Annotated in this window: 19 protein-coding genes and 1 pseudogene; 7 read left to right on the top strand and 13 right to left on the bottom strand. The window is 64.9% G+C overall.

Annotation, left to right across the window (positions count from 1 at the left end; translation table 11 throughout):
• Positions 1 to 16 precede the first annotated feature (16 nt).
• The 3 genes from VH499_RS05045 to VH499_RS05035 form a co-directional block, all read right to left on the bottom strand.
• Positions 17 to 658, bottom strand: a complete 642-nt coding sequence (locus tag VH499_RS05045; RefSeq protein ID WP_332051604.1) for a MarR family winged helix-turn-helix transcriptional regulator — start codon at positions 656 to 658, stop codon at positions 17 to 19.
• A gap of 107 nt (positions 659 to 765) precedes the next feature.
• Positions 766 to 1,704, bottom strand: a complete 939-nt coding sequence (locus VH499_RS05040; RefSeq protein ID WP_332051603.1) for an N-carbamoyl-D-amino-acid hydrolase — start codon at positions 1,702 to 1,704, stop codon at positions 766 to 768.
• Positions 1,705 to 1,754: 50 nt separating this feature from the next.
• Complete coding sequence (locus VH499_RS05035) at positions 1,755 to 2,588, bottom strand: NAD(P)-dependent oxidoreductase (protein WP_332051602.1); 834 nt, start codon at positions 2,586 to 2,588, stop codon at positions 1,755 to 1,757.
• Positions 2,589 to 2,753: 165 nt separating this feature from the next.
• On the opposite strand from VH499_RS05035, the gene VH499_RS05030 reads away from it, so the two are divergent.
• Positions 2,754 to 4,880 carry an adenylate/guanylate cyclase domain-containing protein gene (locus VH499_RS05030; protein WP_332051601.1) on the top strand — a complete coding sequence of 709 codons (2,127 nt, stop codon included), beginning with the start codon at positions 2,754 to 2,756 and terminating at the stop codon, positions 4,878 to 4,880.
• Positions 4,881 to 4,886: 6 nt separating this feature from the next.
• Here VH499_RS05030 and VH499_RS05025 read toward each other — a convergent pair whose 3' ends face one another.
• Entirely contained in the window at positions 4,887 to 6,116 is a 1,230-nt protein-coding gene (locus VH499_RS05025; protein ID WP_332051600.1) for a Zn-dependent hydrolase, read from the bottom strand.
• Positions 6,117 to 6,243: 127 nt separating this feature from the next.
• Between VH499_RS05025 and VH499_RS05020 the strand changes: the two genes are divergently transcribed.
• Together VH499_RS05020 and VH499_RS05015 are read left to right on the top strand one after the other, a co-directional pair.
• The gene (locus VH499_RS05020) at positions 6,244 to 8,367 is read left to right on the top strand and encodes a protein-disulfide reductase DsbD family protein (RefSeq protein ID WP_332051599.1); all 2,124 of its coding nucleotides are present in this window, start codon (positions 6,244 to 6,246) and stop codon (positions 8,365 to 8,367) included.
• Between the two features lie 9 nt (positions 8,368 to 8,376).
• Positions 8,377 to 9,009, top strand: coding sequence for a redoxin domain-containing protein (locus VH499_RS05015; protein WP_332051598.1), 633 nt, complete (start codon positions 8,377 to 8,379; stop codon positions 9,007 to 9,009).
• Between the two features lie 10 nt (positions 9,010 to 9,019).
• Here the strand turns inward: VH499_RS05015 and VH499_RS05010 are convergent, their stop codons facing one another.
• The 6 genes from VH499_RS05010 to VH499_RS04985 form a co-directional block, all read right to left on the bottom strand.
• Positions 9,020 to 10,237, bottom strand: a complete 1,218-nt coding sequence (locus tag VH499_RS05010; protein WP_332051597.1) for a polysaccharide biosynthesis/export family protein — start codon at positions 10,235 to 10,237, stop codon at positions 9,020 to 9,022.
• Between the two features lie 141 nt (positions 10,238 to 10,378).
• Positions 10,379 to 11,467: a sn-glycerol-3-phosphate import ATP-binding protein UgpC gene (locus VH499_RS05005; RefSeq protein WP_332051596.1), complete on the bottom strand. Its 1,089-nt coding sequence runs from the start codon at positions 11,465 to 11,467 to the stop codon at positions 10,379 to 10,381.
• Between the two features lie 2 nt (positions 11,468 to 11,469).
• Positions 11,470 to 12,318, bottom strand: a complete 849-nt coding sequence (gene ugpE, locus VH499_RS05000; protein ID WP_332051595.1) for a sn-glycerol-3-phosphate ABC transporter permease UgpE — start codon at positions 12,316 to 12,318, stop codon at positions 11,470 to 11,472.
• Positions 12,318 to 13,199 carry a sn-glycerol-3-phosphate ABC transporter permease UgpA gene (ugpA, locus tag VH499_RS04995; RefSeq protein WP_332051594.1) on the bottom strand — a complete coding sequence of 294 codons (882 nt, stop codon included), beginning with the start codon at positions 13,197 to 13,199 and terminating at the stop codon, positions 12,318 to 12,320. Before ugpA ends, ugpE begins: the two co-directional genes overlap by 1 nt.
• A gap of 80 nt (positions 13,200 to 13,279) precedes the next feature.
• On the bottom strand, positions 13,280 to 14,596 hold the full coding sequence (ugpB, locus tag VH499_RS04990) for a sn-glycerol-3-phosphate ABC transporter substrate-binding protein UgpB (RefSeq protein ID WP_332051593.1): 1,317 nt from the start codon (positions 14,594 to 14,596) through the stop codon (positions 13,280 to 13,282).
• Between the two features lie 131 nt (positions 14,597 to 14,727).
• Entirely contained in the window at positions 14,728 to 15,420 is a 693-nt protein-coding gene (locus VH499_RS04985) for a glycerophosphodiester phosphodiesterase family protein (RefSeq protein WP_332051592.1), read from the bottom strand.
• A gap of 52 nt (positions 15,421 to 15,472) precedes the next feature.
• Between VH499_RS04985 and VH499_RS04980 the strand changes: the two genes are divergently transcribed.
• Together VH499_RS04980 and VH499_RS04975 are read left to right on the top strand one after the other, a co-directional pair.
• Complete coding sequence (locus VH499_RS04980) at positions 15,473 to 16,237, top strand: SDR family oxidoreductase (RefSeq protein WP_332051591.1); 765 nt, start codon at positions 15,473 to 15,475, stop codon at positions 16,235 to 16,237.
• The gene (locus VH499_RS04975) at positions 16,237 to 17,739 is read left to right on the top strand and encodes an SLC13 family permease (protein WP_332051590.1); all 1,503 of its coding nucleotides are present in this window, start codon (positions 16,237 to 16,239) and stop codon (positions 17,737 to 17,739) included. Before VH499_RS04980 ends, VH499_RS04975 begins: the two co-directional genes overlap by 1 nt.
• Positions 17,740 to 17,745: 6 nt before the next feature.
• Here the strand turns inward: VH499_RS04975 and VH499_RS04970 are convergent.
• Positions 17,746 to 18,228 (bottom strand): annotated as a pseudogene (locus VH499_RS04970) (peroxiredoxin).
• Between the two features lie 121 nt (positions 18,229 to 18,349).
• Between VH499_RS04970 and aliA the strand changes: the two are divergent.
• On the top strand, positions 18,350 to 20,014 hold the full coding sequence (gene aliA / locus VH499_RS04965) for a cyclohexanecarboxylate-CoA ligase (protein ID WP_332051589.1): 1,665 nt from the start codon (positions 18,350 to 18,352) through the stop codon (positions 20,012 to 20,014).
• Between the two features lie 64 nt (positions 20,015 to 20,078).
• Positions 20,079 to 20,645 carry a hypothetical protein gene (locus VH499_RS04960; RefSeq protein ID WP_332051588.1) on the top strand — a complete coding sequence of 189 codons (567 nt, stop codon included), beginning with the start codon at positions 20,079 to 20,081 and terminating at the stop codon, positions 20,643 to 20,645.
• 436 nt (positions 20,646 to 21,081) lie between these two features.
• Here VH499_RS04960 and VH499_RS04955 read toward each other — a convergent pair whose 3' ends face one another.
• Both VH499_RS04955 and VH499_RS04950 read right to left on the bottom strand, forming a co-directional pair.
• Positions 21,082 to 22,521, bottom strand: coding sequence for a homospermidine synthase (locus tag VH499_RS04955; RefSeq protein ID WP_332051587.1), 1,440 nt, complete (start codon positions 22,519 to 22,521; stop codon positions 21,082 to 21,084).
• Positions 22,522 to 22,614: 93 nt separating this feature from the next.
• Positions 22,615 to 23,745, bottom strand: coding sequence for a type III PLP-dependent enzyme (locus tag VH499_RS04950; RefSeq protein ID WP_332051586.1), 1,131 nt, complete (start codon positions 23,743 to 23,745; stop codon positions 22,615 to 22,617).
• Between the last annotated feature and the right edge of the window lie 290 nt (positions 23,746 to 24,035).

Here is a 24,035-nt window from a genome sequence, read left to right as displayed (position 1 = left end):
GCAATCGTGCCTGTCCTCATCGTTCCCTCCCAGTCTCGTTCGATGTTTCTCCCCTGGCTGGTCCGCGTGACCGCGAACTGCCTCGACGGGCACGGTGTCGCGGCGTGACGGCGCCCGGCACGTCATCGTCCGTCACGGCGCCCGCCAGCTCGGTCGCGATGCGCCGCAGGAGGCGGATCAGCATCGCCTTGTGCTCCAATCCGACGATACGGTCGAGGTTGCGGTCGTGGGTCGACGCGTGCCGGCCGAGTTCGCCGAGGATGTCCGCGCCTGCCGATGTCAGGCTGAGCGCGTATGTGCGCCGGTTGCTGGGCAGGCGTTGCCGCACGATCAGGCCGCGCCGCTCCAGCGCGTTCAGGGCCGGCGTCAGGCTCGACTTGTCGCGACCGTCGGCGCGGCTGAGCGCCGTCTGGCTGATGCCCGGGTTATGCCGGATCAGGGTCAGCAGCGCGAATGTGCCGGCGCTGAGGTCGGTCTGTCCGACCCGGTGCGCGAAAGCCTGGAAAGACGCCGTCTGCGCGCGGCGCAAGTGAAAGCCGATCAGCCCGGCAAGCGGCCCAAGGTGGACGGCGTCGCGGTCGCTCGGCGATGCCGCCTCGGGCCGGACACCTGCTGCGTGCCCGGCCACGCGACGCGCAGCACCGTTCGTCCTGTTCATCCTGCATCCCCGGACAATACGAAAGCCGCGAATACTGGGCCGAAAAACAGTTTTGTGTCCAACAATAATGCGCACGGGATTCGCTGACTCCGGCCGAGAATGATCGCCTAGCCGGCCGGCGGCCGGGCACCCCTGCGCTCGACGATCAGGCGGTAGACGTCGGGCCGGCGATGCCGTTCGAAATCGAACGTGGTCGAGGTATAGCTCTTGCCCGCATCGAGATCGCAGCGATGCACGATCAGTTCGTCGCGGTCGCTGCCGGCGCGCGCGACGACCTTGCCCGACGGCGACACGATCTGGCTGTCCGCCAGGCTCGGCACGCCTTCCTCGGTGCCGCCCTTGGCGACGCCGATCACCCAGGTGCCGTTCTGGTACGCGCCGGCCTGCATCGAGAGCTGGTTGTGGAACCACGAATGCTCGTCGTGGTCGGGCGACGGCGCGTTGTGCAGCGGCGTGTTGTAGCCCAGCATCACCATCTCGACGTTCTGCAGGCCCATCACGCGATAGGTTTCGGGCCAGCGCCGGTCGTTGCAGACGCACATGCCCATGTTGCCGCCGAACGCCTTGACTACCGGGAAACCGAGATTGCCGACCTCGAAATAGCGCTTCTCGAGATGCTGGAACGGCCGTTGCGGTTCGTGCTCGGCGTGGCCGGGCAAGTGCACCTTGCGGTACTTGCTTGCGATGCGGCCGTCGGGCCCGACCAGAATCGCCGTATTGAAGCGCCTGACACGGCCGCCCTCGTTGACGAGCTCGGCATAGCCCACCGAGAAACCGAGCCCGAGGCGCTTCGCCTCGGTGAAAAGCGGCGCCGTCTCGTTCGACGGCATTTCCTTCTCGAAGAAGGAATCGATCTCGGCCTGGTCCGTCATCCACCAGCGCGGGAAGAAAGTCGTGAGCGTGAGTTCGGGGAACACCACGAGGTCGCACCCCATGCGCCTGGCCTCGCGCAAGTGGACGATCATGCGCTCGACGACATCGCGACGTGTGTGGCTGCGCTGGACCGGTCCCATCTGCGCGGCCCCGACTGTCAGGAACCTGCTCATCATCACCTTCCAGCCACGATTATCGCCGCGGAGGGTACATGCTCCAAGACCTACGGTCCCGCTCGTTTCACGTCGTTGGTGAACTCCACCGAGCAGAAGGTGCCGCCCTGGAAGAGATCACCCACCGGTTCGGGCCCGATCTTCGCCTGTTCGGCCTCGGCATGTGCGCGGAACTTCTCGGCCTTTCCGGTCGGCCGGTAGCCGAGCTTGTGCGCGCGGGAATTGTCCCACCAGGTCGCCGCATTGTCCGAGGCACCGTAGAGGACCTCGAAACGGATCCTGGGATGCTCCAGCCCGATCCGGATCAACTGCACGAGGTCCTCGGGTGAGATCCAGATCGAGAGCCGCCGCACGTCGACCGGCCGCGGACCGACATTGCCAATCCTGAGACAGGTGACGGCAATGCCGTGCTTGTCCGCATAGAGCGCCCCTACGGCCTCCCCGAAGGCCTTGCTGACGCCATAGCGGCTGTCCGGCCGCACCGTGACATCGGTGCCGATTCTTCTGCGGCGCGGATAGAAGCCGACGGCGTGGTTGGAGGAGGCGAAGACGATCCGCTTCACGCCGGCCTGCCGGGCCGCTTCGAAGAGATTGTAGCAGCCGACGATATTGGCCTGCAGGATCGTATCCCACGGTCCTTCGCCGGAATAGCCGCCGAAATGGAGGATGCCGTGTGCCCCTCTCACCACCTGGGCGACGTCATCGGGCCTGGTGAGATCGGCAGCAACGAACGTCTCGTTTGGCAGCAAATCCTTGGGCTTCAACCGATCGCTGAGCACGAGGCCCGGATAGATCCTGGCCAACAGCGGTCGGATCATCGTGCCAATCCCGCCGGCCGCGCCGGTGAAGACGATGCGACGCGAGCTCTCCGGAGCGTCGGGCATATGTTCCTCCCTATGGTCGTATCCTCGCCTTCTAGCGCGCCGGTCGGACGGCAGCGATACCAATGACTGCATGTCTGGGACCAACCGCGGCGGTGGTGCCAGCGATCGGAGCGCATGCGTTGGCGCTGCGGTGGCCGTACAACCGGATATAATGACTACATGGGGATGACCGATTCCGTCGGTATCGAGCGGAGGCCGCGTTGGGGGCTCGCAGCGAAGCTTCTGGCTGTCCTGATCTTGCTGGGTGCGATCGCGGTCCTCGTCACGGGCGTCCTCGGCTACGTGCGTGCCCGCGATGCGCTCGAAGAAACGATCTACAATCAGCTCACGGCGGCAAGGCGCACCAAAGCCCGACAAGTCGAGAACTACTTTCGCACGATCAGCAACGAGCTGCAGGTCCTCGCCGCCTCGAAAATGGTGGTCGAAGCCACGCGCGACTTTCACTTGGCCTTCGAGGAACTTGAACACAAGAATGGGCCGGAGGATTTGCGGCCGAAGGTCGAGGATTGGTACGCCAAGCACTACCTGCCCGACGTCCGGCGAGTCCTTGGTCAGGATGTCCCGTTGGCCGATTATTTGCCGGTCGGATCGGCGGCAACCTATCTGCAATACCACTACATTGTCGCCAATGCGTATCCGGCGGCGCAGCGCAAGTTGCTCGACGATGCCGAGGACGGCAGCCGTTACAGCGCGCTCCATGCCCTCTACCATCCGTTGCTACGAAAGGCGGGAGCTGGCCTGGGCTTCTTCGACCTTATGCTGGCCGACGCAAAGTCGGGCCGACTGATCTATGCAATGGCCAAAGAGGTCGATTTCGCCACGTCGTTGCGGATCGGCCCCTATCGCAACAGCAATGTCGCCACCGCCGTCGCTCAGTGTGCTGCCGTACCCGATCCTTCGGTCACGTGCCTGGTGGATTTCGCGACCTATCTGCCCTCGAACGGCCAGGCGATCGCGTTCATGGCCGCTCCCGTGATCGACCAGGGCGCCGTGATCGGTGTGCTGATCGCCCAGTTGTCGATCGAGGAAATCGACCGGGTCGTAACCGGTGACCGGCACTGGCGCGAGGAGGGGTTTGGCACCACCGGCGAGGCCTATATCGTCGGCCCCAGCTTCCTCGTGCGCTCCGGTGCGCGGCTCTTCTACGAAAACCGCGACGCCTATTTCTCAGAGGAAGCCGCGGCGGGAGCGCCGGCCCAGGAACTGGATGCGATCCGCCGCTACGGCTCACCTGTCCTTCACCAGCGGATCGACAATCAGGCCACCCGCGCCGCACTCGCCGGCCTGGAAGGCGCCGGACAGATCATCGGCGTTCGCGGCAAGCCGTCGCTCGATTCGTGGGGCCCGCTCTCCATCCCGGGCGTAAAATGGGCGCTCGTTGCGAAGATCGAACGGGACGAGGCGTTTGCCCCGATCTACCGGCTCCAGCGCGATCTTGCGATCGTCGGCGTGCTCGCGCTTCTGGTGGTGCTCGGGATCGGCGCCTGGCTTTCACATTCCCTCTTGGCGCCCTTGCGCCAGTTGACGGCTGGCGCAAGGCGCTTTGCCGCGGGCGATCATGGCGCAAAGGTCGAAGTGCGTACGCGGGACGAGATCGGGCAGCTTTGCACCGCGTTCAACGGCATGGTCGACGACATTACCGCCAAGAACGCAGCGATCGAGAGCAAGAACCGGGAGAATGAACAGCTCCTGCTCAACGTGCTGCCGGCGCCCATTGCCAACCGGCTGCGCGGCGGCGAGCACAGCATCGCCGATGGGTTCGCCGAAGTCAGTGTCGCCTTCGCCGACCTCGTGGGTTTCACGGCGCTCACGTCCGAGATGCCGCCGCAACATGTCGTGACGCTGCTCAACGGCCTCTTCTCACGCTTCGATACCGCCGCGCAGGAACTCGGCATCGAGAAGATCAAGACGGTCGGTGACGCCTACATGGCGGTGTGCGGCTTGCCCGATCCCGTCGACAATCATGCCGAGCGCATGGTGCGAATGGCGATTCGCATGATCCATATCACCCGCGAGCACGCGCTCGAGAACCGGGTGTCGATGAAGCTGCGGGTCGGCATCAACAGCGGCCCGGTCGTGGCCGGCGTCATCGGCAAGAGCAAGTACATCTACGACCTTTGGGGAGACACCGTGAATCTCGCCAGCCGCATGGAAGCCGGCGGCATTCCCGATTCGATCCAGGTGACTCGCGCCGTCTATGAACGGCTCAAGGATCAGTTCACGTTCGAGCCCCGTGGCGCCATCGAGGTCAAGGGCAGGGGCAATGTCGAAACGTGGGTGCTGCGGCTTTGAGGGGCCTCAACCGCTCTCCGCCAGCTCCAGCACCAGATTGAAAAGCACCTCGGCGCCGGCCACGAGATCGGCAGGTTCGGTATGTTCCCTGACGTTGTGGGAGAGGCCCGCGACGGAAGGCACGAAGATCATCGCCGTCGGACACAGCCGCTGCATCATCTGCGCATCGTGGCCGGCGCCCGAAGGCATGCGGCGCGTGCTGAGGGAAAGTCCACGGGCATGGTGCTCGACGCGGTCGACCAGGCCGGCATCGAAGGCCACCGGCTCGAAGCGCGCCAGGCTCCTGCTTTCGACCGCGAGGCGCTCTTCCCTTGCGACCTCGCGGACGTGTGCGGCCAGGCGCGTCTCGGCCTCCTTGAGAAGCGCGTCGTCGGTGTTGCGCAAGTCCACGGTGAAGACCGCGAGATTGGGCACGACATTGATCAGGTTCGGCCGCAGCGACAGCGTCCCCACTGTCGCCACCTGATGGCCGCCCATCTCCCGGGCGAGCCGGCGGACGAAAACAGTGACTGAGGCTGCGAGGTAGCCGGCGTCGCGACGCAGCCGCATCGGCGTGGTGCCGGCGTGATTGGAGACGCCGCCAACGGTGTACTCGGTCCAGGAAATGCCTTGCACGCTCTCGACTACGCCAATTCGGATTTTTTCCTCGTCGAGGATCGGTCCCTGTTCGATATGCAACTCGAGGAAGGCGTGCGGGCGGATCGCGCCGGGTCGCACCGTCCCGAGATAGCCGATTCGGCGCAGTTCGTCGCCGACCGCAATGCCCTCGCTGTCGGCTGCGGCATAGGCCTCGTTGAGGCCAAGCCCGCCCGCGTAGACCAGGCTCCCCATCATGTCGGGCTGGAAGCGCGCGCCCTCCTCGTTGGTGAAGAAGGCGACGGCAATGGGCCGGCGTGTCGTCATCTTCGCCGCATTCAGCGCGCGCACGACCTCGAGACCGGCGAGCACTCCATAGTTGCCGTCATAGCGGCCGCCGGTGCGCACGGTGTCGATATGGCTGCCAGTCATCACTGGCGGCAGGTCCTCGCGACCGGCACGCACGCCGATCACGTTGCCGATTGCATCGACGCCTACCTTGAGCCCCAGGGCCCGCATCCAGCCGACGACCAGGTCACGACCAGCCTTGTCCTCGTCGCTGAGCGCGAGGCGAGCACATCCGCCGCCCTCGGTCGCGCCGACTTGCGCAAGTTCGTCCAGCGCTTTCAGGAGGCGTACGCCGTCGATGGTAGGAGCCATTTTTCCTCAATTAAACCAATATGTTAGTCGATTGCTGCGGCAGGGGCAAAAGATCACGCCGCCTTGATTCGGATTGCCTTGCCAGAGCTTGCACTCCGGATCACTTAATAGGCCGATGTCGCGCTTCGTGGCTCTTCTCGTTTTCCTGGTGCTGGCGGTGCCGGTCGCGGCGCAACCCGTCGTGACGACAGACAATGTCCGCGCCGAACTCGTCTCCGAGGTCTCACAGGTGAAGCCCGGCGAGCCGTTCTGGGTCGGCCTGCGCGAGACCATCCGGCCGCATTGGCACACCTATTGGAAAAATCCCGGCGATGCCGGCCAACCCACCGAGATATCCTGGAGGCTGCCCGCCGGCGTGACTGCGGCGCCCATCGTCTGGCCGGCGCCGACCAAGATCGATGTGAGCGGCGTCGTCAACTATGGCCTCGAAGGCGACGTTCTCCTGTTGGTGAAGATCACGCCGCCGGCCAACTTCTCTGGCCGCGCGCTCACGCTCGGCGCCGACGCCAATTGGCTGGTCTGCAGCGATGTCTGCATTCCCGAGGAAGGCAAGCTCAGCCTGACGCTTCCGGTCGGAAGCGCCGCCATACCCGCCGATACGGCCACCCGCGCGCTGTTCGACACGGCGCGGCGCCGCGTTCCGACAGAGAGCCCCTGGCCGGCCCGCTTCGCGCTGACAAAGTCGGGTGACCCGACACTGGTGATCGACGCGAGGGGCCTTAGACCCGAGACCATACGCGACGTCTATTTCTTTCCCGCCGAGTGGGGCGCCGTCGCCAACATGGCGAAGCAGACGGCGGGCGTGACGTCCAACGGGATCCGCATTCCCTTGAAGAAGGGCGATGCCAAGGCTGCCGCGCCGCGGCAGATCGCCGGTACGCTGGAGCTCAGGGAACAGACCGGCGATGGGCTGCAGCGTCAGGCCTTCGATATCGTGGCTCCCTTCGATCCGGCCCTTGCGGCCGGCCCGGCTCCACTTGCTGCCGCGGAGGATGGCGAAGCGCTCTCGCTCTGGAAGGCGCTCGCCTTCGCCCTGTTGGGCGGCCTGATTTTGAACCTGATGCCCTGCGTCTTTCCCGTGCTGGCGATGAAGGCGGCTTCATTCGTGCGTCTGGCCGGCCATTCGCGCGGTGAACTCCGACGCGATGGCGCCGCCTACATGGCAGGGGTGCTGGTTTCGTTCGGGCTGATGGCCGCCGCCCTGCTGGCAATCCGGGCCAGCGTCGGCGAGGTGAACTGGGGCTTTCAGTTCCAGTCGCCGATCTTCTCGTTGCTGATCGCCTATCTGTTCTTTGTCGTCGGACTCAATCTTTCGGGCGTATTCGAGATCGGCGGCCGCTTTGCCGGGCTCGGCCAAGGGCTCGCCGGCCGCGCGGGAATCACCGGCGCCTTCTTCACGGGTGTACTGGCGGTCGTGGTGGCCACCCCCTGCACGGCGCCCTTCATGGCCGCCGCGCTGGGCTTTGCCCTGAGCCAACCCGCGCCGCAAACCATCGCCGTCCTGCTGGCGATGGGGCTCGGCCTCGCGCTTCCCTACATGGTGCTCGCCTTCACGCCGGCGTTGCAACGGGGGATGCCGCAGCCGGGACCCTGGATGGACCGGTTGCGCCAGTTCCTTGCCTTTCCGATGTATGCGTCTGCCGTCTGGATGATTTGGGTGCTGACGCAGCAGGCTGGCGCCGACGGCGTGCTCTATGCTTTGGGCGGGATGGTCCTGATCGCCTTCGCGATCTGGTTGTTGCGCCTTGGGGCGCCCGCCTCTCCAGCCATCTGGCTGCGCCGCGGGGTTGCAGCAGCCGCGGTGCTGCTGGCCTTCGCGGCCGCATTGAAGCTCGAGGACCAGCCAGCCACTGCCGCCTCGGCGTCGGGTGGTCCATCGGCCGGCGTCAGTTTCGACGGCTGGACGCCCTATTCGCGGGTCCGCCTCGATGAAGCCGTGGCCGCCCGCAAGCCGGTATTCGTCGATTTCACCGCCGCCTGGTGTATCACCTGTCTGGTCAACGAGCGCGTCGCGCTGGAGACCGCAGCGACGCGGCATGCCTTCGAGCAGACCGGCACGCTGAAACTCAAGGGCGACTGGACCAATCGCGATCCCGAGATCACCGCCATGCTCAAGGCACTCGGCCGGGCCGGGGTGCCGCTCTATTTGTACTGGGCCCCGGGGGCGGAACGGCCGAAGATCCTGCCACAGATTCTGACCGAGGCGTCGGTCATCGAGACGCTTACGTCGAGCCAGCAAACCAGGCCATAGGAGGCGATCATGTCGGGCATCGTGGTTCAACGCCGTTCGTTGCTGTTGGGAACAGCCGTCCTTGCCCTCACGCCGGCGGTGGCCGGCGCGACTTCCGATCTCGGCAAGGCCGCACCGCTTTTCACCGCTCCCGACAGCAACGGCAAGACCTGGTCGCTTGCCGAGCTGCGCGGCAGGATCGTGGTGCTGGAGACGACGAACCACGAATGTCCGTATGTCGGCAAGCACTACCGATCGGGCAACATGCAGGCCCAGCAGCGCGAGGCCGCGGCCCAGGGGGTGACCTGGCTTACGGTGGCCGCCTCGGCGCCAGGCAAGCAAGGCTATGTCACCGCCGCACAGGCGAACGATCTCACCAAGACGCGCGATGCGGCCCCCGCTGCCGTGCTGCTCGACCCCGAGAGCAAGATCGCGCACGCCTATGGCGCCACGGTCACGCCCCATATGTACATCATCGATGCATCAGGCATGCTGGTCTACAAGGGCGGCATCGACTCGATCGCGACGACCGACGTCGACGACATTCCCCGCGCCAAGCAATATGTCCGGGCGGCCCTTGGCGAGGTGCTGGCTGGCAAGCCGGTTACGGATGCATCGACACGGCCTTACGGCTGCACCCTGAAGTACGCCAACAGCGCCTGAGGCGGCCGCCTTAGAAGGGGATCGCCGGGATTACCGAGCCTCGGACCAAACCAGCGACGATCGCGGTGCGATAGAGCGACGACAAGACCTTGTCGTATTCGCGCAGGGGTGCGTTGGCGACGAAGATCACGTCCTTCGGCTGCATGCCGAATTGCTGCGCAACGAACGCCGATACAGGCTGCATGAAGTCGAGGCGAAAGATGCGCGCACGCGCCTGCGGATTGTCCTGGATATCCCCCAGCCTGAACACGTAGAGACCGGTCTTGTTCGAGCGCAGGTCGAACAGGCCGTGCACTTCGCCGAGGGCGTCCGCCAGGGTCATGTTCGGCTTGGTCACCGGCACGTTGCCGGCCTGGGCGACGGCGCCGAGCACAGTGATCACCTGCGCATTCGGACGAACCACGATCTCGTCACCCTTTTCGACCGCGATGTCACCGCCGGCCAAGAGTTCCGAAAGTTGCTTGTCGAGGATCACCTGGCCGCGCCGGCGCACGAGCACCTGGAGCTGCGAAGGGCCACTGACCGGCCTCGTGGGCTCGTCATACAGCGCGGTCGGACTTGGGCCGGAGGAAGCGGACGAACTCGACGCCGAATCCTCGTCCTCCTCCTTCGGCGGCGGCGGTGGAGGCTCAGGCTGGAACGCGCCGCCGGCCCGGTTGATGGCATCGACGACGGTGCGCAAGCCCTCGATCAGCGACACCCGGCCCGGATGCTTCACGTTCCCCGAGACCATTATGGTGTTGGTCCGGTCGGCGACGAACTCGGCGATCACCTGCGGTTCCTTCGCCTTGCCCGCCAGGCGACCCTCGATGTCGCGCTCGATCTGGCGCAGGCGCAGACCCGCGACCTTGACTGTCCCGACATAGGGCACCTCGATCGTGCCCGCCGGGGTGACGATCTGATTGCCGAGATCGGCAGCGCCCGGATTTTCGATGGTCGGGAAGGTGCCGCCCGCATAGCGTTCGAAGATGCGCACCCGCAGCACATCGCCCGGCGAGGCCGTGAGGGCAGTCCCCGCCGACAGGCCTTCGGTGGCCGACGGGCGGGTTACGGCTGTCGGCCGGTAGGCGACAACGGTCGCAGGCGTCAAATCGATGACGTCGAAGGGGAAGGCCTCGGTGCTGCCGGCCTTGGCGCCATTCATCCACGGACCGTCGCCGGGAACGACCTGACAGCCGGCAACGGCGGCGCCGACGCCGAGGACAGCCAGCCAGGTTCGGATCGTCAATCTGGAGCTCCGTAAGGAACGGCAGCACTCAACCATCACGCCATGCGGGCGCTTGCCCGCCATTCATTGCCATCGGAACCACCTCTTAGCGCCGCCGTGTGAAACCGACGAGTCCTTTGTGTCCCGACCGAGGCGGGGAAGTCAGCCGTCGGCGACGCGCCGGCCGCTTTGCGAGTCGAACAGATGTACCCGATCAGGATCGATCGAGAACCGGCGTTTTTCACCCGGCTGGGCGCGGACATGGCCATCCTGCCTGACCGTCACCAACTCGCGCGTGGCGCCGAACCGGCCATGCAGCAGAGTGTCCGCGCCAAGCGGCTCGGCGAGCTCGATCTCGAATTCCAGCGGGCCGTCGGCGGCAGCCTCCAGGTGCTCGGGCCGCACACCTACAGCCACTGGCGTGCCCACCGGCACCGACGGCGGCCTCGGCAGCCGCAGGGCCGCTCGCGCGTTGCCAGCCCCCGCCAGGTCAACGGTGCGGCCGCCCTCGCCCACCTTGGCGGCGAGGAAGTTCATCGCCGGCGACCCGATGAACCCCGCCACGAACATGGAGGCCGGACGGTCGTAGACCTCCATGGGCGTGCCGATCTGATCGGCGACACCTGCATTCATGACGATCAGGCGGTCGGCGAGCGTCATCGCCTCTACCTGGTCGTGGGTGACATAGATGGACGTGACGCCAAGCTCGCGCTGCAGGCGCTTGATCTCGAGCCGCATCTGCACGCGCAGCTTGGCATCGAGATTGGACAGCGGTTCGTCGAACAGGAACACCGCCGGCTCACGCACGATGGCGCGTCCCATGGCGACACGCTGGCGCTGCCCGCCGGAAAGCTGTCGCGGCCGACGATCGAGGAGCTTGTCCAGCTCCAGTGTCCTCGCCGCCTTGCGCACGCGGGTATCGATATCGTCCTTGGAAAGCTTCCGGATCTTCAGCCCATAGGCCATGTTCTCGTACACGCTCATATGCGGATAGAGCGCGTAGTTCTGGAACACCATCGCGATGTCGCGATCCTTGGGCTCGAGCTCGTTGACGGTCCGTTCGCCGATCGCGACCTCGCCGCCGGTTATCCGCTCCAGGCCGGCAACCATGCGCAGCAGGGTGGACTTGCCGCAGCCCGACGGTCCGACGATGACGATGAACTCGCCGTCGGCGATCTCCATGTCGATGCCGTGGATGACCTCGAGCTTGTCGTAGCTTTTCCTGATGCCGCGCAGATGGACTTGCGCCACGGTTATTTCTCCGTTTCGACGAGGCCGCGCACAAACTGGCGCTGCATGACGGCCACGACCAGGACCGGCGGCAGCATGGCGAGCATCGCCATCGCCATCAGGAGGTTCCAGGCTGGTACCGTATCGACCACGCTGGCCTGGCGCGAGACCGTCATGACCACGGTATAGAAGCCCTGCTTGGTCGTGATCAGCAGCGGCCAGAGATACTGGTTCCATCCATAGATGAACTGGATCACGAACAGAGCGGCAATCGAGGTCCGGCTCATCGGCAGCAGGATGTCCCAGAAGAAGCGCATCGGCGAGGCGCCGTCGACGCGCGCTGCTTCGGTCAGCTCGTCGGGAACACTGAGGAAGAACTGGCGGAACAGGAAGGTCGCGGTCGCCGAGGCGATCAGCGGAATGATCAGGCCGGAATAGGAGTCGAGCATGCCGAGATTGGCGATGACGCCATAGGTCGGCACGATGCGCACTTCCACTGGCAGCATCAGGGTGATGAAGATCGCCCAGAAGAACGTTCTGCGCAGCGGGAAGCGAAAATAGACAAAAGCGAAAGCCGAGATGATGGAAATGACAATCTTGCCGATCGCGACCCCCAGCGCCATCACCATGCTGTTCGTGAGCGTAACGGAGAGCGGCACGCTGCCGGGCCGGTTGTAGCCCGCGGCCAGCACTGTCTTGTAGTTCTCGATCAGGTGCGAACCCGGCCAGAGCGGCACCGGCGAGCGAAGCATGGTGGCCTGGTCGTGGGTCGAGGCGACGAAGGTCATCCAGATCGGGAAAGCGATGACGATCACGCCCACGATCAGCACCAGATGGCTCAAGGCGATGAGCCAGGGGCGGTTCTCGACCATCAGTAGTGCACCCGCCGCTCGATGAAGCGGAATTGGATGAAGGTGAGCAGAATCATCAGCAGCATCAGAATTACCGACTGCGCCGAGGAGCCGCCGAGATCTTGTCCGCGGAAGCCGTCGTTGTAGACCTTGTACACGAGGATGTTGGTGGCTTGGCCCGGTCCGCCCTGGGTCAGCGATGCAACGATACCGAACGTGCCGATGAGCGCGTAGAGTGTGTTGATAACCAGCAGGAAAAACCCGGTAGGCGCAAGCAACGGAAAGACGATGTCCCAAAACCGCCGCCCCGGGCCCGCGCCATCGATGGCGGCGGCCTCGATCAGCGATTTCGGGATCGACTGCAGGCCGGCCAGGAAGAACAGGAAGTTGTAGCTGACCTGGGTCCAGACGGCCGCGAACACGATCAACAGCAAGGCCTGGTTGCCGTTGACGACGTAGTTGAACTCGATGCCGACGCCATGCAGCAGCCAGTTGACGATACCGACCGAGGGATTGAACAGGAAACCCCACAACACGCCCGCCACCGCCGGCGCCACGGCGTAGGGCCAGACGAGGATCGCCTTGTAGACCGAGGAACCGCGGATCACGCGGTCCGCCATCACCGCGAGCAAAAGCGAGACCGCAAGACCGATGGCCGCCACCAGCGCACTGAACACGATCGTGAGGCGCACCGAGTCGAAATAGGCCGGATCCGCGAACAGGCTCTTGAAATTGTTGAACCAGACGAACTTGGAGTGGCCGCCGAACGCATCCTCGACCAGCACCGACAGCCAGATCATCTGGCCGGACGGCCAGAAGAAGAAAACCAGGGTAATGATCATCTGCGGCGCCACCAGAAGGTAGGGCAGCCACCGCTCGTTGAAGACGACGCGCTTTTCCATGCGGTCAGCGGCTAAAGCCCTTCAGGCTCCCCCTTCCCGGAAGGGAAGGGAAGAGAGGAGCCTGAAGAAACCTTCTGGTCCTACTCGTTGGCGGCTTCAAACTTGCGCAGCAGTTCGTTACCACGCTTCACCGCCTCGTCGAGCGCCGCTTTCGCATCCTTCTTGCCCGACCACACCGCCTCAAGCTCCTGATCCTCGACGTCGCGGATCTGCACGAAGTTGCCGAGACGCAGACCCTTGGAGTTTTCCGTCGGCGGGTTCAGCGTGAGTTCCTTGACCGCGATATCACGGCCGGGATGTGTCTTGTAGAAGCCCGAGTCCTCGGTGAGCTTCGCGGCGGCCAAGGTGATCGGCACGTAGCCGGTGTCCTGATGCCATTTGGCTGCAACCGCCGGACTAGAGACGTAGCTCAGGAACTTGGCGACCCCCTTGTATTCGGCCTTCGGGCGGCCCCGCAGAGTCCATAGCGTGGCACCGCCGATAATCGAATTCTGTGGCTTTGCGATGACGTCTGGCGAATAGGGCATCATCGCGATGCCGACGTTTTCCGGCTTGAGCGCGGCAAAGAGCGTCGAGGCCGTTCCCGACGAAGCGAGCTCCATGCCGCAATCGCCCGCCGTCATCAGGCCCGTTGGCTTCCCTTCGCGGCCGCCATAGACGAAGCGCTTGTCCTTGGTCCAGTCGGCCAGCATGTTGATCAGCTTGATGCGCGGCTGGTCGTTGAACACGAGCTGGGTGTCCAGCCCGCCGAAGCCGTTCTGCTTGGTCGCGAACGGCAGGTTGTGCCAGGCACCGTAGTTCTCGAGCAAAATCCAGGTCTGCCATTCTGCGGTGAGGCCGCATTTGGCGCCCGAATCGACCAGCTTCTTGGCGTATTCCCCGACCTCCGGCCAGGTCTTGGGCGGCTTCTCGGGATCGAGGCCGGCCTTCTTGAACAGTTCCTTGTTCCAATAGAAGACTGGCGTCGACGAATTGAACGGCATCGAAAGGAGCTTGCCGTCGGTCGTCGAATAGTAGCCGTAGACCGGACCGATGAAGGCCTTGGGATCGAACGGCTCGTTCTCATCGGCCATGAGCTGATAGACCGGATAGACTGCGCCCTTGGCCGCCATCATCGTGGCGGTACCGACCTCGAAGACCTGGACGATGTCCGGAGCCTGCTTGGCGCGGAAGGCAGCGATCACGGCGGTCAGGGTGTCGGAGTAGGAACCCTTGTAGACCGGAACGACCTTGTAGTCCTTTTGCGACTTGTTGAACTCGTCCGTCATGGCGTTGACGGCCTCGCCGAGCTTGCCGCCCATGGCGTGCCACCACTGGATTTCGGTCTGCGCCGCGGCGCCGTGCGCACTCGCCAGAACGGCGGCGGCGGCAACGGACGACAGCAGGGTGCGTGACATGACTTTGATACCTCCCAAGGAACCCTCCCAAACAAGCCCCGATTCTGTATCCGCGGGACTGGAGACTGCGATGTGTCGGTTTTGTTTCAGTCTCGTGACAGTCCACCAAGACTGCAATGCGAACGCAACACCTAAATGAGCGCGGCGACAATTACGTCGGGCGCGTCCGTGATGACGCATTGAACGCCCATGCCGGCGAGTGCCTTCGCGACGTCGCCGTCGTTGATCGTATAGACGCTGAGAAGGTAGCCCGCCTTTCGGATTTCGACCGCCCGGAGCGCCGTCAGCTTCTTGCCGTTGGTGTTGACGCCGACTGCCGCCACGGCAGCGGCCCGCTTGCCCCAGTCGTCCTCCAGTGCATCGATCAGGACGGCGCGGGCGAATTCGGGAGCCGCATCGCGCGCGGCACGCAGCGAGGCATCCTTGAAGCTCGACAGCAACGGTGCCGGGAGAGCGGCGGGCCAGCGTCGGCGCAACGTCTCGACGGCGACCCGCGCGGTCTCGGCCTCGCGGCCCTCGCAGGGCTTGATCTCGACATTGCAGCCCAGCCCCAGCTCGCGGAAACAGTCGATCGCCGCCTCGAAGGTCGGCACCGCTTTCGGCAGGTCGGCTGCCCTGGTCTCCGCGACCAACCGGTCGACGCCCATCGTGCGCTCGAGCGAGGGGTCGTGCATCACGATCGGCACGCCGTCGGCCGTGAGCTTGACGTCGATTTCCACCCATGTGGCCCCGCGATACCTGGCCTCGCGAAAGGATTCGAGGGTGTTTTCCGGAGCATAGGCGGCAGCGCCGCGATGGCCGATCACCTTGGGCAGTTGCAGCATACGCCGATCCGACGCTAATTCAGGCGAGCCTGATAGACGAATACGGCCCCTCATGTCGACCTTTCCCGATCAGTTTCGCCTCGACGGCCGCACCGCGCTGGTCACCGGCTCCGGCCGTGGCCTTGGGTGGGAAATGGCACGCGGCCTTGCTGAAGCCGGGGCCCGCCTGCTGCTGCACGGCCGCTCGGTCGAGCGGCTGGCACCTCGGCTCGCCGAGCTGCGCCAAGCGGGCTTCGCGGCGGAGGCCCTCGCCTTCGACATGGCCGATCGTGCGGCCATGCGCGAGGCGGTCGCCAAGGCCGGGCCGATCGACATCCTGGTACACAATGTCGGTGAGCGCGACCGCCGGCCCTTCGCGGAGATTCCCACGGAGGACTTCGCCCGGCTGGTCGATGTCGATCTCTCGGCCGCTCATGCCCTTGTCAGGGCCGTCGTGCCGGCCATGCTCGAACGCGGCTGGGGCCGGCTGATCCTGGTCGCCTCGATCGTGGCCGACCTCGCCGTGCCCGGCGCGGTTTCGTATGTCGCCGCCAAGGGAGGGCTGACCGCGCTGGCTCGCGCGCTCGCGGCCGAGTTGGGGGCCAGCGGCGTCACCGCCAACGCCCTTTCGCCCGGCTTCTTCGCCACCGAGACCAACGCACAACTCGTCGCCTCGCCACAGGGTGAGAAGCAGCGCGACCGTTGCCCGGCCAAACGCTGGGCCGATCCGAAGGAAATCGCCGGCGCCGCGATTTTCCTCGCCTCGCCGGCGGCATCCTACGTCAATGGGCATACGCTCATCGTGGACGGCGGTGTTTCCGCGACGTATCTGGCCTGATGCACGGCTTCGAATCGACGCGCGACGCGCTGAGCCAGGGCCTCGTTGCCGTCATCCTGATCGCGGTGTTCGTGGGCCTCGCCGCCGACCGGGTGCACCGTGTGCTGATCCCGATCGGCGCCGTGGCGGTTGTCTGGCTGATCTCCTATTTCACGCCCTTCAGGCTGATCTCGTTCGAAGCAGCGATGGAGGCCGTCGATCTCAACGTCATCCTGTTGCTGTTCTCGATGATGGCGCTGGTGGGTGTGCTCAAGACGACAAACGTTTTTCCCTGGGCCGTCGACCGGCTGCTCGAACGCTCGCGCGGCAACCCGAGCCGGGCGGCGCGGCTCATCATCTGGTTCACCGGCATTCTCTCGGCGCTCCTCGACAACGTCACGACGGTGATCTTCGCCTATCCCATGGCGGCCGAGATGGCGCGCCGGCTCGGGATCAACGGCTCAGCCTTCTTCCTGCCCATGGTGATGGCGGCCAATGTCGGCGGCACGGCGACCCTGATCGGCGATCCGCCCAATGTGCTGATCGGCGCCGACCCGCGCAGCGGGCTCGCCTTCATGGACTTCATCTACAACCTGACGGCGCCGTGCACCGCCATGATGGTGGCGCTGGTCTGGTTCAGCCGGCGCTACTACGGTCGCGACATCGGCCCCGCCGCCGACCGCGACCACGAAGGTGCGGCGACGCCGACCGGCGCGCAACTCACCAACGTCGCCCTCCTGCGCACGACCTGCTGGGTCACGGCGGCGATCTTTGCCGGCTTCATGACCCATTCGCTCACCGGCATGCCGGTCTCGGTACCGGCGCTGATCGGCATCGCCGTGATCCTGTTTGCCCAGGACTATTATTATCTGCGCGAGCACAAGCCGACGCCGGAGGAGCGCCAGCACGGCGTGCTGGCGATCCTGGAGAAGGATATCGAATGGCCGACGCTGGCCTTCTTCCTCTTCCTGTTCGTGCTGGTAGGGGCGGCCGTCGCGACCGGCCTGATCGGGTCGCTGGCCCAGGGCCTGGGATGGGCGATCGAGGCGATCGCCGGCGGCTTGGGGCTTTCCCCGGAAGCGACGCTCCTGGTCGCGGCCCTGATCGTGCTCTGGGTGTCGGGCTTCCTGTCGGCGGTGATCGACAACATCCCCTACACCGCCGTCACGATTCCGCTGATCGCGACGCTTCTGCACCGCCTCGATGCGGGCCCACAAGGACAGGTGCTGTGGTGGGCGCTGGCGCTCGGCGCCTGCCTCGGCGGCAACGGCACGCTGATCGGCGCCTCCGCCAATGTCACCGTGACGGGCCTGGCCGAGAAGGACGGCAAGCGCATCTCGTTCAACGAGTTCACAGCCTTCGGCGCCCGGGTGACGGCGATCACGCTCCTGATGTCCTCGGTCTACCTCGCCCTCTGGATCTATGCCGGGTCGGTGATCGTGAATATCGTGGCCGCTGTCGCGCTCGCCGTGCTGCTGGCCCTGCCGCTCTTCCTGCGGAAGAGCGCGGCGAGAAAGGTCTGACTGGCGTTACAGGTGCTTCAGGACGTTCTCTGCAGCCGAGACCTCGAAGGCCCCCGGTTTCTCGACGAACAGGTCCTTGATCACGCCGTTGTCGACGATCATGGCATAGCGCTGGCTGCGCGTGCCGAGCCCGTTCCGGGAGGCGTCCAAAGTGAGCCCCATGGCGTGCGTGAACTCGGCATTGCCGTCCGACAGCATCAGGATCTTGTCGCCGACTTTCTGGTCCTTGCCCCAGGCACCCATCACGAAGGGATCGTTCACCGCAATGCACGCCACCGTATCCACGCCTTTCGCCTTGATCGCATCCACGTTGGCCAGAAAACCTGGCACATGCTTGGCGCTTCAGGTGGGGGTGAAGGCACCCGGCAGCGCGAAGGCCACGACTTTCTTGCCAGGCGCGAACAGCTCTGTCGTGGAGATTGGCTTGGGCCCTTCCGGCCCCATCAGGCGCAGCGTCGCGCCGGGCACCTTGTCGCCGACTCTTGCCATATCAGCACTCCCTTCGTTGGCGGTTGCGGACTCTAGGAAAGCCTTCGGTCCTTGTCTATTCGCCCGATCCAGCCGACCATCGATGAGAGCAGACTGAAAGGCCTGAGCAAGGGAGCGATCCGTGGAATTCGATGCCATCCTCTTTCCGCCGCGCCGCGCGGCGATGGTTGAAGGCGGATTCTGGCGGGATCGGACGATCAACGACGACCTCGATGCCTGCCTGAGGCAATGGCCGGACAAGGAAGCCCTCACCGCGATCTCGCTCGAGAGGGCCGAGACCCGGCGGCTGACCTACCGCGAGCTCGGAATACTCGCCGACCGCCTTGCCGTCGGCCTCGCCACGCTGGGGGTGGAACGCAACGACGTGGTTTCCGCCCAGTTGCCCAACTGGTGGGAATTCACGGTCATCTATCTCGCCTGCGCACGGATCGGCGCCGTGTTCAATCCGCTGATGCCGATTTTCCGCGAGCGCGAGCTCGCCTTCATGCTGAAGCATGGCCAGAGCAGTGTCGTGATCGTCCCCAAGCGTTTTCGCGGCCACGACTATGAGGACATGATCGGGGCCTTGCGGCCGGCCCTGCCCGAACTTGACCACGTCCTCGTCATCGGCGGCAAGGGCGCCGCCGATTTCAGCGCCTTGCTGCAGGACAAAGGGGGCGAAACGCCCGATGCCGGCGCCATCCTGAGGCGCAATCGCCCGGCGCCCGACGACATTACCGAAATCATCTACACGTCAGGCACGACCGGCGAGCCGAAAGGCGTGATGCATTCCTCGAACTCGCTGACGGCGAATATCCTCCCCTATGCCGAACGCCTCCGTCTCGGCGCCGAGGATGTCGTCCTGATGGCCTCGCCGATGGCACATCAGACCGGCTTCCTGTACGGCCTCTTCATGCCGATCACGCTGGGCGCCCGCGCCGTGCTGCAGGACATCTGGGATCCACGAAAGGCCGTCGAGACGATCCGCAACGAACGTGCGACCTTCACGATGGCCTCGACACCCTTCCTGACCGATCTCGCCAACGTGGTCGGCGAGACCGGCCTTGCCGTGCCGACGCTGAAAACTTTCCTGTGCGCGGGTGCGCCGATTCCGGGACCGCTGGTCGAACGAGCGCGCAAGACACTGGGCACCAAGATCGTGTCGGCCTGGGGCATGACCGAGAATGGCGCCGCCACCCTCGTCGAGCCGGACGATGACGACGAGCGCGCCTTCAATACCTGCGGATTTCCCCTGCCCGGCGTCGAGCTTCGTGTCGTCGACGTGGACGGCAGGCCATTGCCCAATGGCGCGAGCGGCCGACTGCTGATTCGCGCCTGCTCGAACTTCGGCGGCTACCTCCATCGCCCGCACCTCAACGGCACGGACGCCGACGACTGGTTCGACACCGGCGACCTCGCCGAAATCGACGATCGCGGCTATATCAAGATCAGCGGCCGGTCGAAGGACGTGATCATCCGCGGCGGCGAGAATATCCCGGTCGTCGAGATCGAGGCGCTGCTCTACAAGCATCCCGCCGTCGCGCAGGTTGCCATCGTCGCCTATCCCGACGAGCGCCTCGGCGAGCGTGCCTGCGCCGTGATCGTGACCAGGTCCGGCCAGTCGATCGACTTCAAGGAGATGGTCGATTTCCTGAAATCGCAGAAGGTGGCGCTGCAATACATCCCCGAGCGGCTACTTCTCCTCGACCAGATGCCCACCACGCCGTCCGGAAAGATCCAGAAGTTCAAGCTGCGCGACGTCGTGAGGGAGAACCTGCGTTCCGCACAGGCAGCGGCCGGCGGTTGAGCTTGTCGGTTAGCAAGACGGCAGGCAGACTGTGAGTCCGGCTGGCATAGGAATCGGGGGTGCCATGTTCGACCGAGATCAGTTCATTGCCGATCTTCGAGCGGCGCTCGCCGAGCGGTCACGCAAGGCAATGGCGGACATCGTGGCTCGCGCCGTTTCCGATCCGGCGTCTATCGTGCGGGAGCTAGGCGAACCCGACAAAGCTGGGGTCCAGATCCTCCATCAGACCCCTGAATTGACAGTGCTGACGCTGGCGTGGGCGCCGAAACATTTTACGCCACCTCACGATCATCGGATGACGGCAGTGATCGGCATGTATAGCGGGCGCGAGGACAATATGTTCTGGCGCCGTCTTCCCGACGTGCAAAAATTCCAGATCGAGCCGGCGGGCGGCGAGGCGCTGGGCACCGGGAAGGTCACCCTGCTCGGCCGCGATATTGTCCATTCCGTCGTCAACCCGCTCGACAAGATCAGCGCCGCCATCCACGTCTATGATGGTAATCTGTTCGCCGCCCGACGCAGCATGTGGGACGCTGAGACTCTGGTGGAGAAACCCTACGACCTCGACACGGTCACCAAGGGCATGCCCGTGCTGAAGCGCGGGCAAGAAGCGAGCGAGCCGACAAGGTAATCGAGTGAAACTCGAAGCGAGGCGGGATGGGTGGAGACGGCATAAGCTATTTGATGGCGGCAAAGCGCAATGGCATCAGAACACCACTATCAGCCCCTTACGAACTCGAAATCCTAGCTCAGCAAGACGTCCTCGAAGAAGCAGCGCCGTGCAGAGCAGCCGGCCGCCGCGCCGGAGAATGTTCTTGGGGGATAATGCAGGCCAATGACTGTGGCCCATCTCGGACGAAGCAGTAGATGCCACTGATGTCTGGAATCAGCGGGCAACCTTATGCGTTCGCGGGCCGACCGGAACGGCCATTATTGCTGCAGTGCGCCGCAGGTTGAATATTCGTGAAGCCACGTTGGCGACGAACGCCGCGCACAAGCGAGGTGACAAGCGAGTTCGATAGTAGGCAGAAGTTAGGCACCCGTCTTTGGACGCCTAACACATTAAATCAAGTCACCCGGAAGTTCTTGAACTGCCAGGGGTCGGACTTGTCGATCGCCTCGGGGAACAGCCGGCCGCGCTCCTCGAGCGGCGTCCAATCGCTGTACTTGCCGACCACGGGTCCGAGATAGGGCAGGCAGATCTCGAGGTTGCGCGCGAAATCCATCTCGTCGGCCTCGACGATGCCGCGGTCGGGATTCTCGAGCGCCCAGACGATGCCGGAGAGCACCGGCGCGCAGACCTGGATCGAGGTGGCGTTGTTGTAGGGCGCGAGGCGTCGGGTCTCGTGGATGTCGAGTTGCGAGCCGTACCAGTAGGCGCCCCTCTTGTGGCCCATCAGCAGCACGCCGAGCTCGTCGCGGCCGGATTCGATCTCGTCCACGATCAGGCGCTGGCGCTTCTGCTGGCGCAGGTTCTTCCCGGCGGTCTCGTGCATGGACATGATGGCCTGGTCACAGGGGTGATAGGCGTAGTGGACAGTCGGCCGGTAGACGACCTTCGGGCCGTCCCGCAGCGTGAAGTAGTCGGCGATCGAGATCGATTCGTTATGGGTGATGATGAAGCCGTGGAACGGCCCCTCGAGCGGGGTCCAGGTGCGCACGCGGGTGAGCAGCCCCGGCCGGTTGAGGTAGATCGCGGCGTCGCAGCCGAACGCGTGCCGCCGCCCGTCGGGCGGCAGCCCTTTCTCGTGCGTGCCCCAGCCCATCTCGGCCGGCTGCTCGCCTTCGGAGACGAAGCCGTCGATCGACCAGGTGTTGACGAACTCGCCCACTTCCTTCGGGTGCGGCGAGACCTGGGTGTCGCGCTCGGCGACATGCATCACCTTGATGCCGAGCCGGCGCGCAAGCTGGCCCCAACCCTCGCGCGTGGTCGGCACCGCGGCCTTCACGCCGGTATCCTTGGCGATGTTGACGAGCGCCTGCTTCACGAAGTGTGAGACCAGGCCCGGGTTGGCGCCATGGGCGATCACCGCCGTCGGCCCGCCCTCGTACCTAGGCTTCAGCTTCAGCATGGTCTCGCGCAGCGCGTAGTTGGAGCGCAGCGAGACCGACAGGTTGGGATCGGTGTAGCCGCCCGGCCACGGCTCGATGCAGGTGTCGATATAGAGCGCGCCCTTCTCCTGGCAGAACTCGACCAGGGCCGTCGAGGCGACCTCGACCGACAGGTTGACCACGAAGTCGCCCTTGCCCACCCGCTTGTCGAGGGTCTGGCGCAGGTTCTCCTGGGTCAGGCGCTTCCGGATGAAGGTGACGCCGAACTTCTTCAGCTCCGTCAGGCCGCCGCGGTCCTCGGCGGAGATCACGGTGATCTGCTCCGGCTTGATGTCGATGTGGCGGAAGATCAGCGGCAGAACGCCCTGGCCGATCGAGCCGAAGCCGATCATGACCATGCGGCCGGCGAACGCGGCGTGCTTCCTGAAGGCTTTCTTCTTGGACTTCTTGGCCATCATGCCCCCTGTCCAGGTGTCGTGAGTGGGTCGATAAACGGCGACGGGGCCTTTCTCAAGGCCCCGTGTTTCGTCTCCGTAAAGGAAGAGAGGCTAGATGCAGATCGCCTTGAGCGGCTGGAAGCCGTTGAAGGCGACCGACGAGTAGGTCGTCGTATAGGCGCCGGTCGACAGGATCTCGACCTTGTCGCCCGGCTTCAGCGACAGCGGCAGCTTGTACTCGGTCTTCTCATACAAGATGTCGGCCGAATCGCAGGTCGGGCCGGCCAGCACGACCGGGCCGACGCGCGTGCCGTCGCGTCCGGTGCGCAGCCGGTACTTGATGCTTTCGTCCATCGTCTCAGCCAGGCCCGAGAACTTGCCAATGTCGAGGTATACCCAGCGCTTGCGGTCGTTGGCGGCCTTGCGGCTGACCAGCACGACCTCGGACTGGATCACGCCGGCGTCGCCCACCATGGAGCGGCCCGGCTCGATGATCACCTCCGGCATGCGGTTGCCGAAGTGGCGCACGAGCGCACGGGTCACCGCCTCGCAGTAGGCCTCGATGCCGTTGACCTCGGCCCGGTAGCGCGCCGGGAAGCCGCCGCCCAGGTTGACCATCTTTAGGTCGACGCCCTGCTCGGCCAGCGCAAAGAACATCTGCGAGACCTGGCCGAGGGCGCGATCCCACTGCTCGAGGTCGGTCTGCTGGCTGCCGACATGGAACGAGACGCCGTAGGCCTCCATTCCCCAATCATGGGCCTTGCGCAGCAGGTCCTTGGCCATCTCCGGGGCGCAGCCGAACTTCTTGCTGAGCGGCCATTCGGCGCCGCCACAATCGACCAGCACGCGGCAGAACACCTTGGCGCCCGGCGCGACGCGCACGAGCTTCTGCAGCTCCGCCTCGCTGTCGAAAGCGAACAGGCGCACGCCCTGCTGATAGGCCCAAGCGATGTCCTTTTCCTTCTTGATCGTGTTGCCGAACGAGATGCGGTCGACCGACACGCCGGCAGCCTGCACCAGCTCGATCTCGCCGCGCGACGCGGTGTCGAACTTCGAGCCGAGCCCGGCCAGGCGGCCGAGGATCTTGTCGGCCGGGTTGGCTTTCACGGCGTAGAAGATGTGCGCGGCCGGAAGAAGCTCCCGCATGCGGCGGTAGTTGTGCTCGACGACATCGAGGTCGACCACCAGGCAGGGAGTCTCGGGCTGCTGCTCTCGGAGATAACGCGAAATACGCTCGGTCATTGCTGGGGGGTTCCCCGTCAAACTTGTCGGATTGTTCGAAAAGGCGAGTAGCCTGACGGCGGTGCCTCGGGTTTGGATCCCGAGCGGCAGCGCGCGTCAGCCGATACTCGACGGAGACTGTTTCGAAGGATCGGCCCGGCCAATGACCGGGCTAACGACACGGATGCGGGGAGCACGCCCCGCGCGGCAAGCAAACATATCAGAAGCTCCCTTCCGGACCCGGCGCGAGGCCGGCACTGCCAAAAAGGACGCTTTCCGTCGTTGCGTAACCACTATGGGCCAGCGGCACG

This window comes from Reyranella sp. (assembly GCF_036558665.1).
Lineage (GTDB): Bacteria > Pseudomonadota > Alphaproteobacteria > Reyranellales > Reyranellaceae > Reyranella.
Note: the sequence above shows the minus strand (reverse complement) of the source record. Positions and strands in the feature narration are given on the sequence as shown.

Bases quoted from the DNA above. Each gene is read 5' to 3' on its own strand.
- VH499_RS04980 (WP_332051591.1), top strand. From the start codon at position 15,473: ATGTCGACCTTTCCCGATCAGTTTCGCCTCGACGGCCGCACCGCGCTG.
- VH499_RS05015 (WP_332051598.1), top strand. From the start codon at position 8,377: ATGTCGGGCATCGTGGTTCAACGCCGTTCGTTGCTGTTGGGAACAGCC.
- ugpA (WP_332051594.1), bottom strand. From the start codon at position 13,199: ATGGAAAAGCGCGTCGTCTTCAACGAGCGGTGGCTGCCCTACCTTCTG.
- VH499_RS05040 (WP_332051603.1), bottom strand. From the start codon at position 1,704: ATGAGCAGGTTCCTGACAGTCGGGGCCGCGCAGATGGGACCGGTCCAG.
- VH499_RS04955 (WP_332051587.1), bottom strand. From the start codon at position 22,521: ATGGCCAAGAAGTCCAAGAAGAAAGCCTTCAGGAAGCACGCCGCGTTC.
- VH499_RS05030 (WP_332051601.1), top strand. From the start codon at position 2,754: ATGACCGATTCCGTCGGTATCGAGCGGAGGCCGCGTTGGGGGCTCGCA.
- VH499_RS04985 (WP_332051592.1), bottom strand. From the start codon at position 15,420: ATGCTGCAACTGCCCAAGGTGATCGGCCATCGCGGCGCTGCCGCCTAT.
- ugpE (WP_332051595.1), bottom strand. From the start codon at position 12,318: ATGGTCGAGAACCGCCCCTGGCTCATCGCCTTGAGCCATCTGGTGCTG.
- VH499_RS05035 (WP_332051602.1), bottom strand. From the start codon at position 2,588: ATGCCCGACGCTCCGGAGAGCTCGCGTCGCATCGTCTTCACCGGCGCG.
- ugpB (WP_332051593.1), bottom strand. From the start codon at position 14,596: ATGTCACGCACCCTGCTGTCGTCCGTTGCCGCCGCCGCCGTTCTGGCG.
- VH499_RS04960 (WP_332051588.1), top strand. From the start codon at position 20,079: ATGTTCGACCGAGATCAGTTCATTGCCGATCTTCGAGCGGCGCTCGCC.
- VH499_RS04950 (WP_332051586.1), bottom strand. From the start codon at position 23,745: ATGACCGAGCGTATTTCGCGTTATCTCCGAGAGCAGCAGCCCGAGACT.
- VH499_RS05025 (WP_332051600.1), bottom strand. From the start codon at position 6,116: ATGGCTCCTACCATCGACGGCGTACGCCTCCTGAAAGCGCTGGACGAA.
- VH499_RS04975 (WP_332051590.1), top strand. From the start codon at position 16,237: ATGCACGGCTTCGAATCGACGCGCGACGCGCTGAGCCAGGGCCTCGTT.
- VH499_RS05045 (WP_332051604.1), bottom strand. From the start codon at position 658: ATGAACAGGACGAACGGTGCTGCGCGTCGCGTGGCCGGGCACGCAGCA.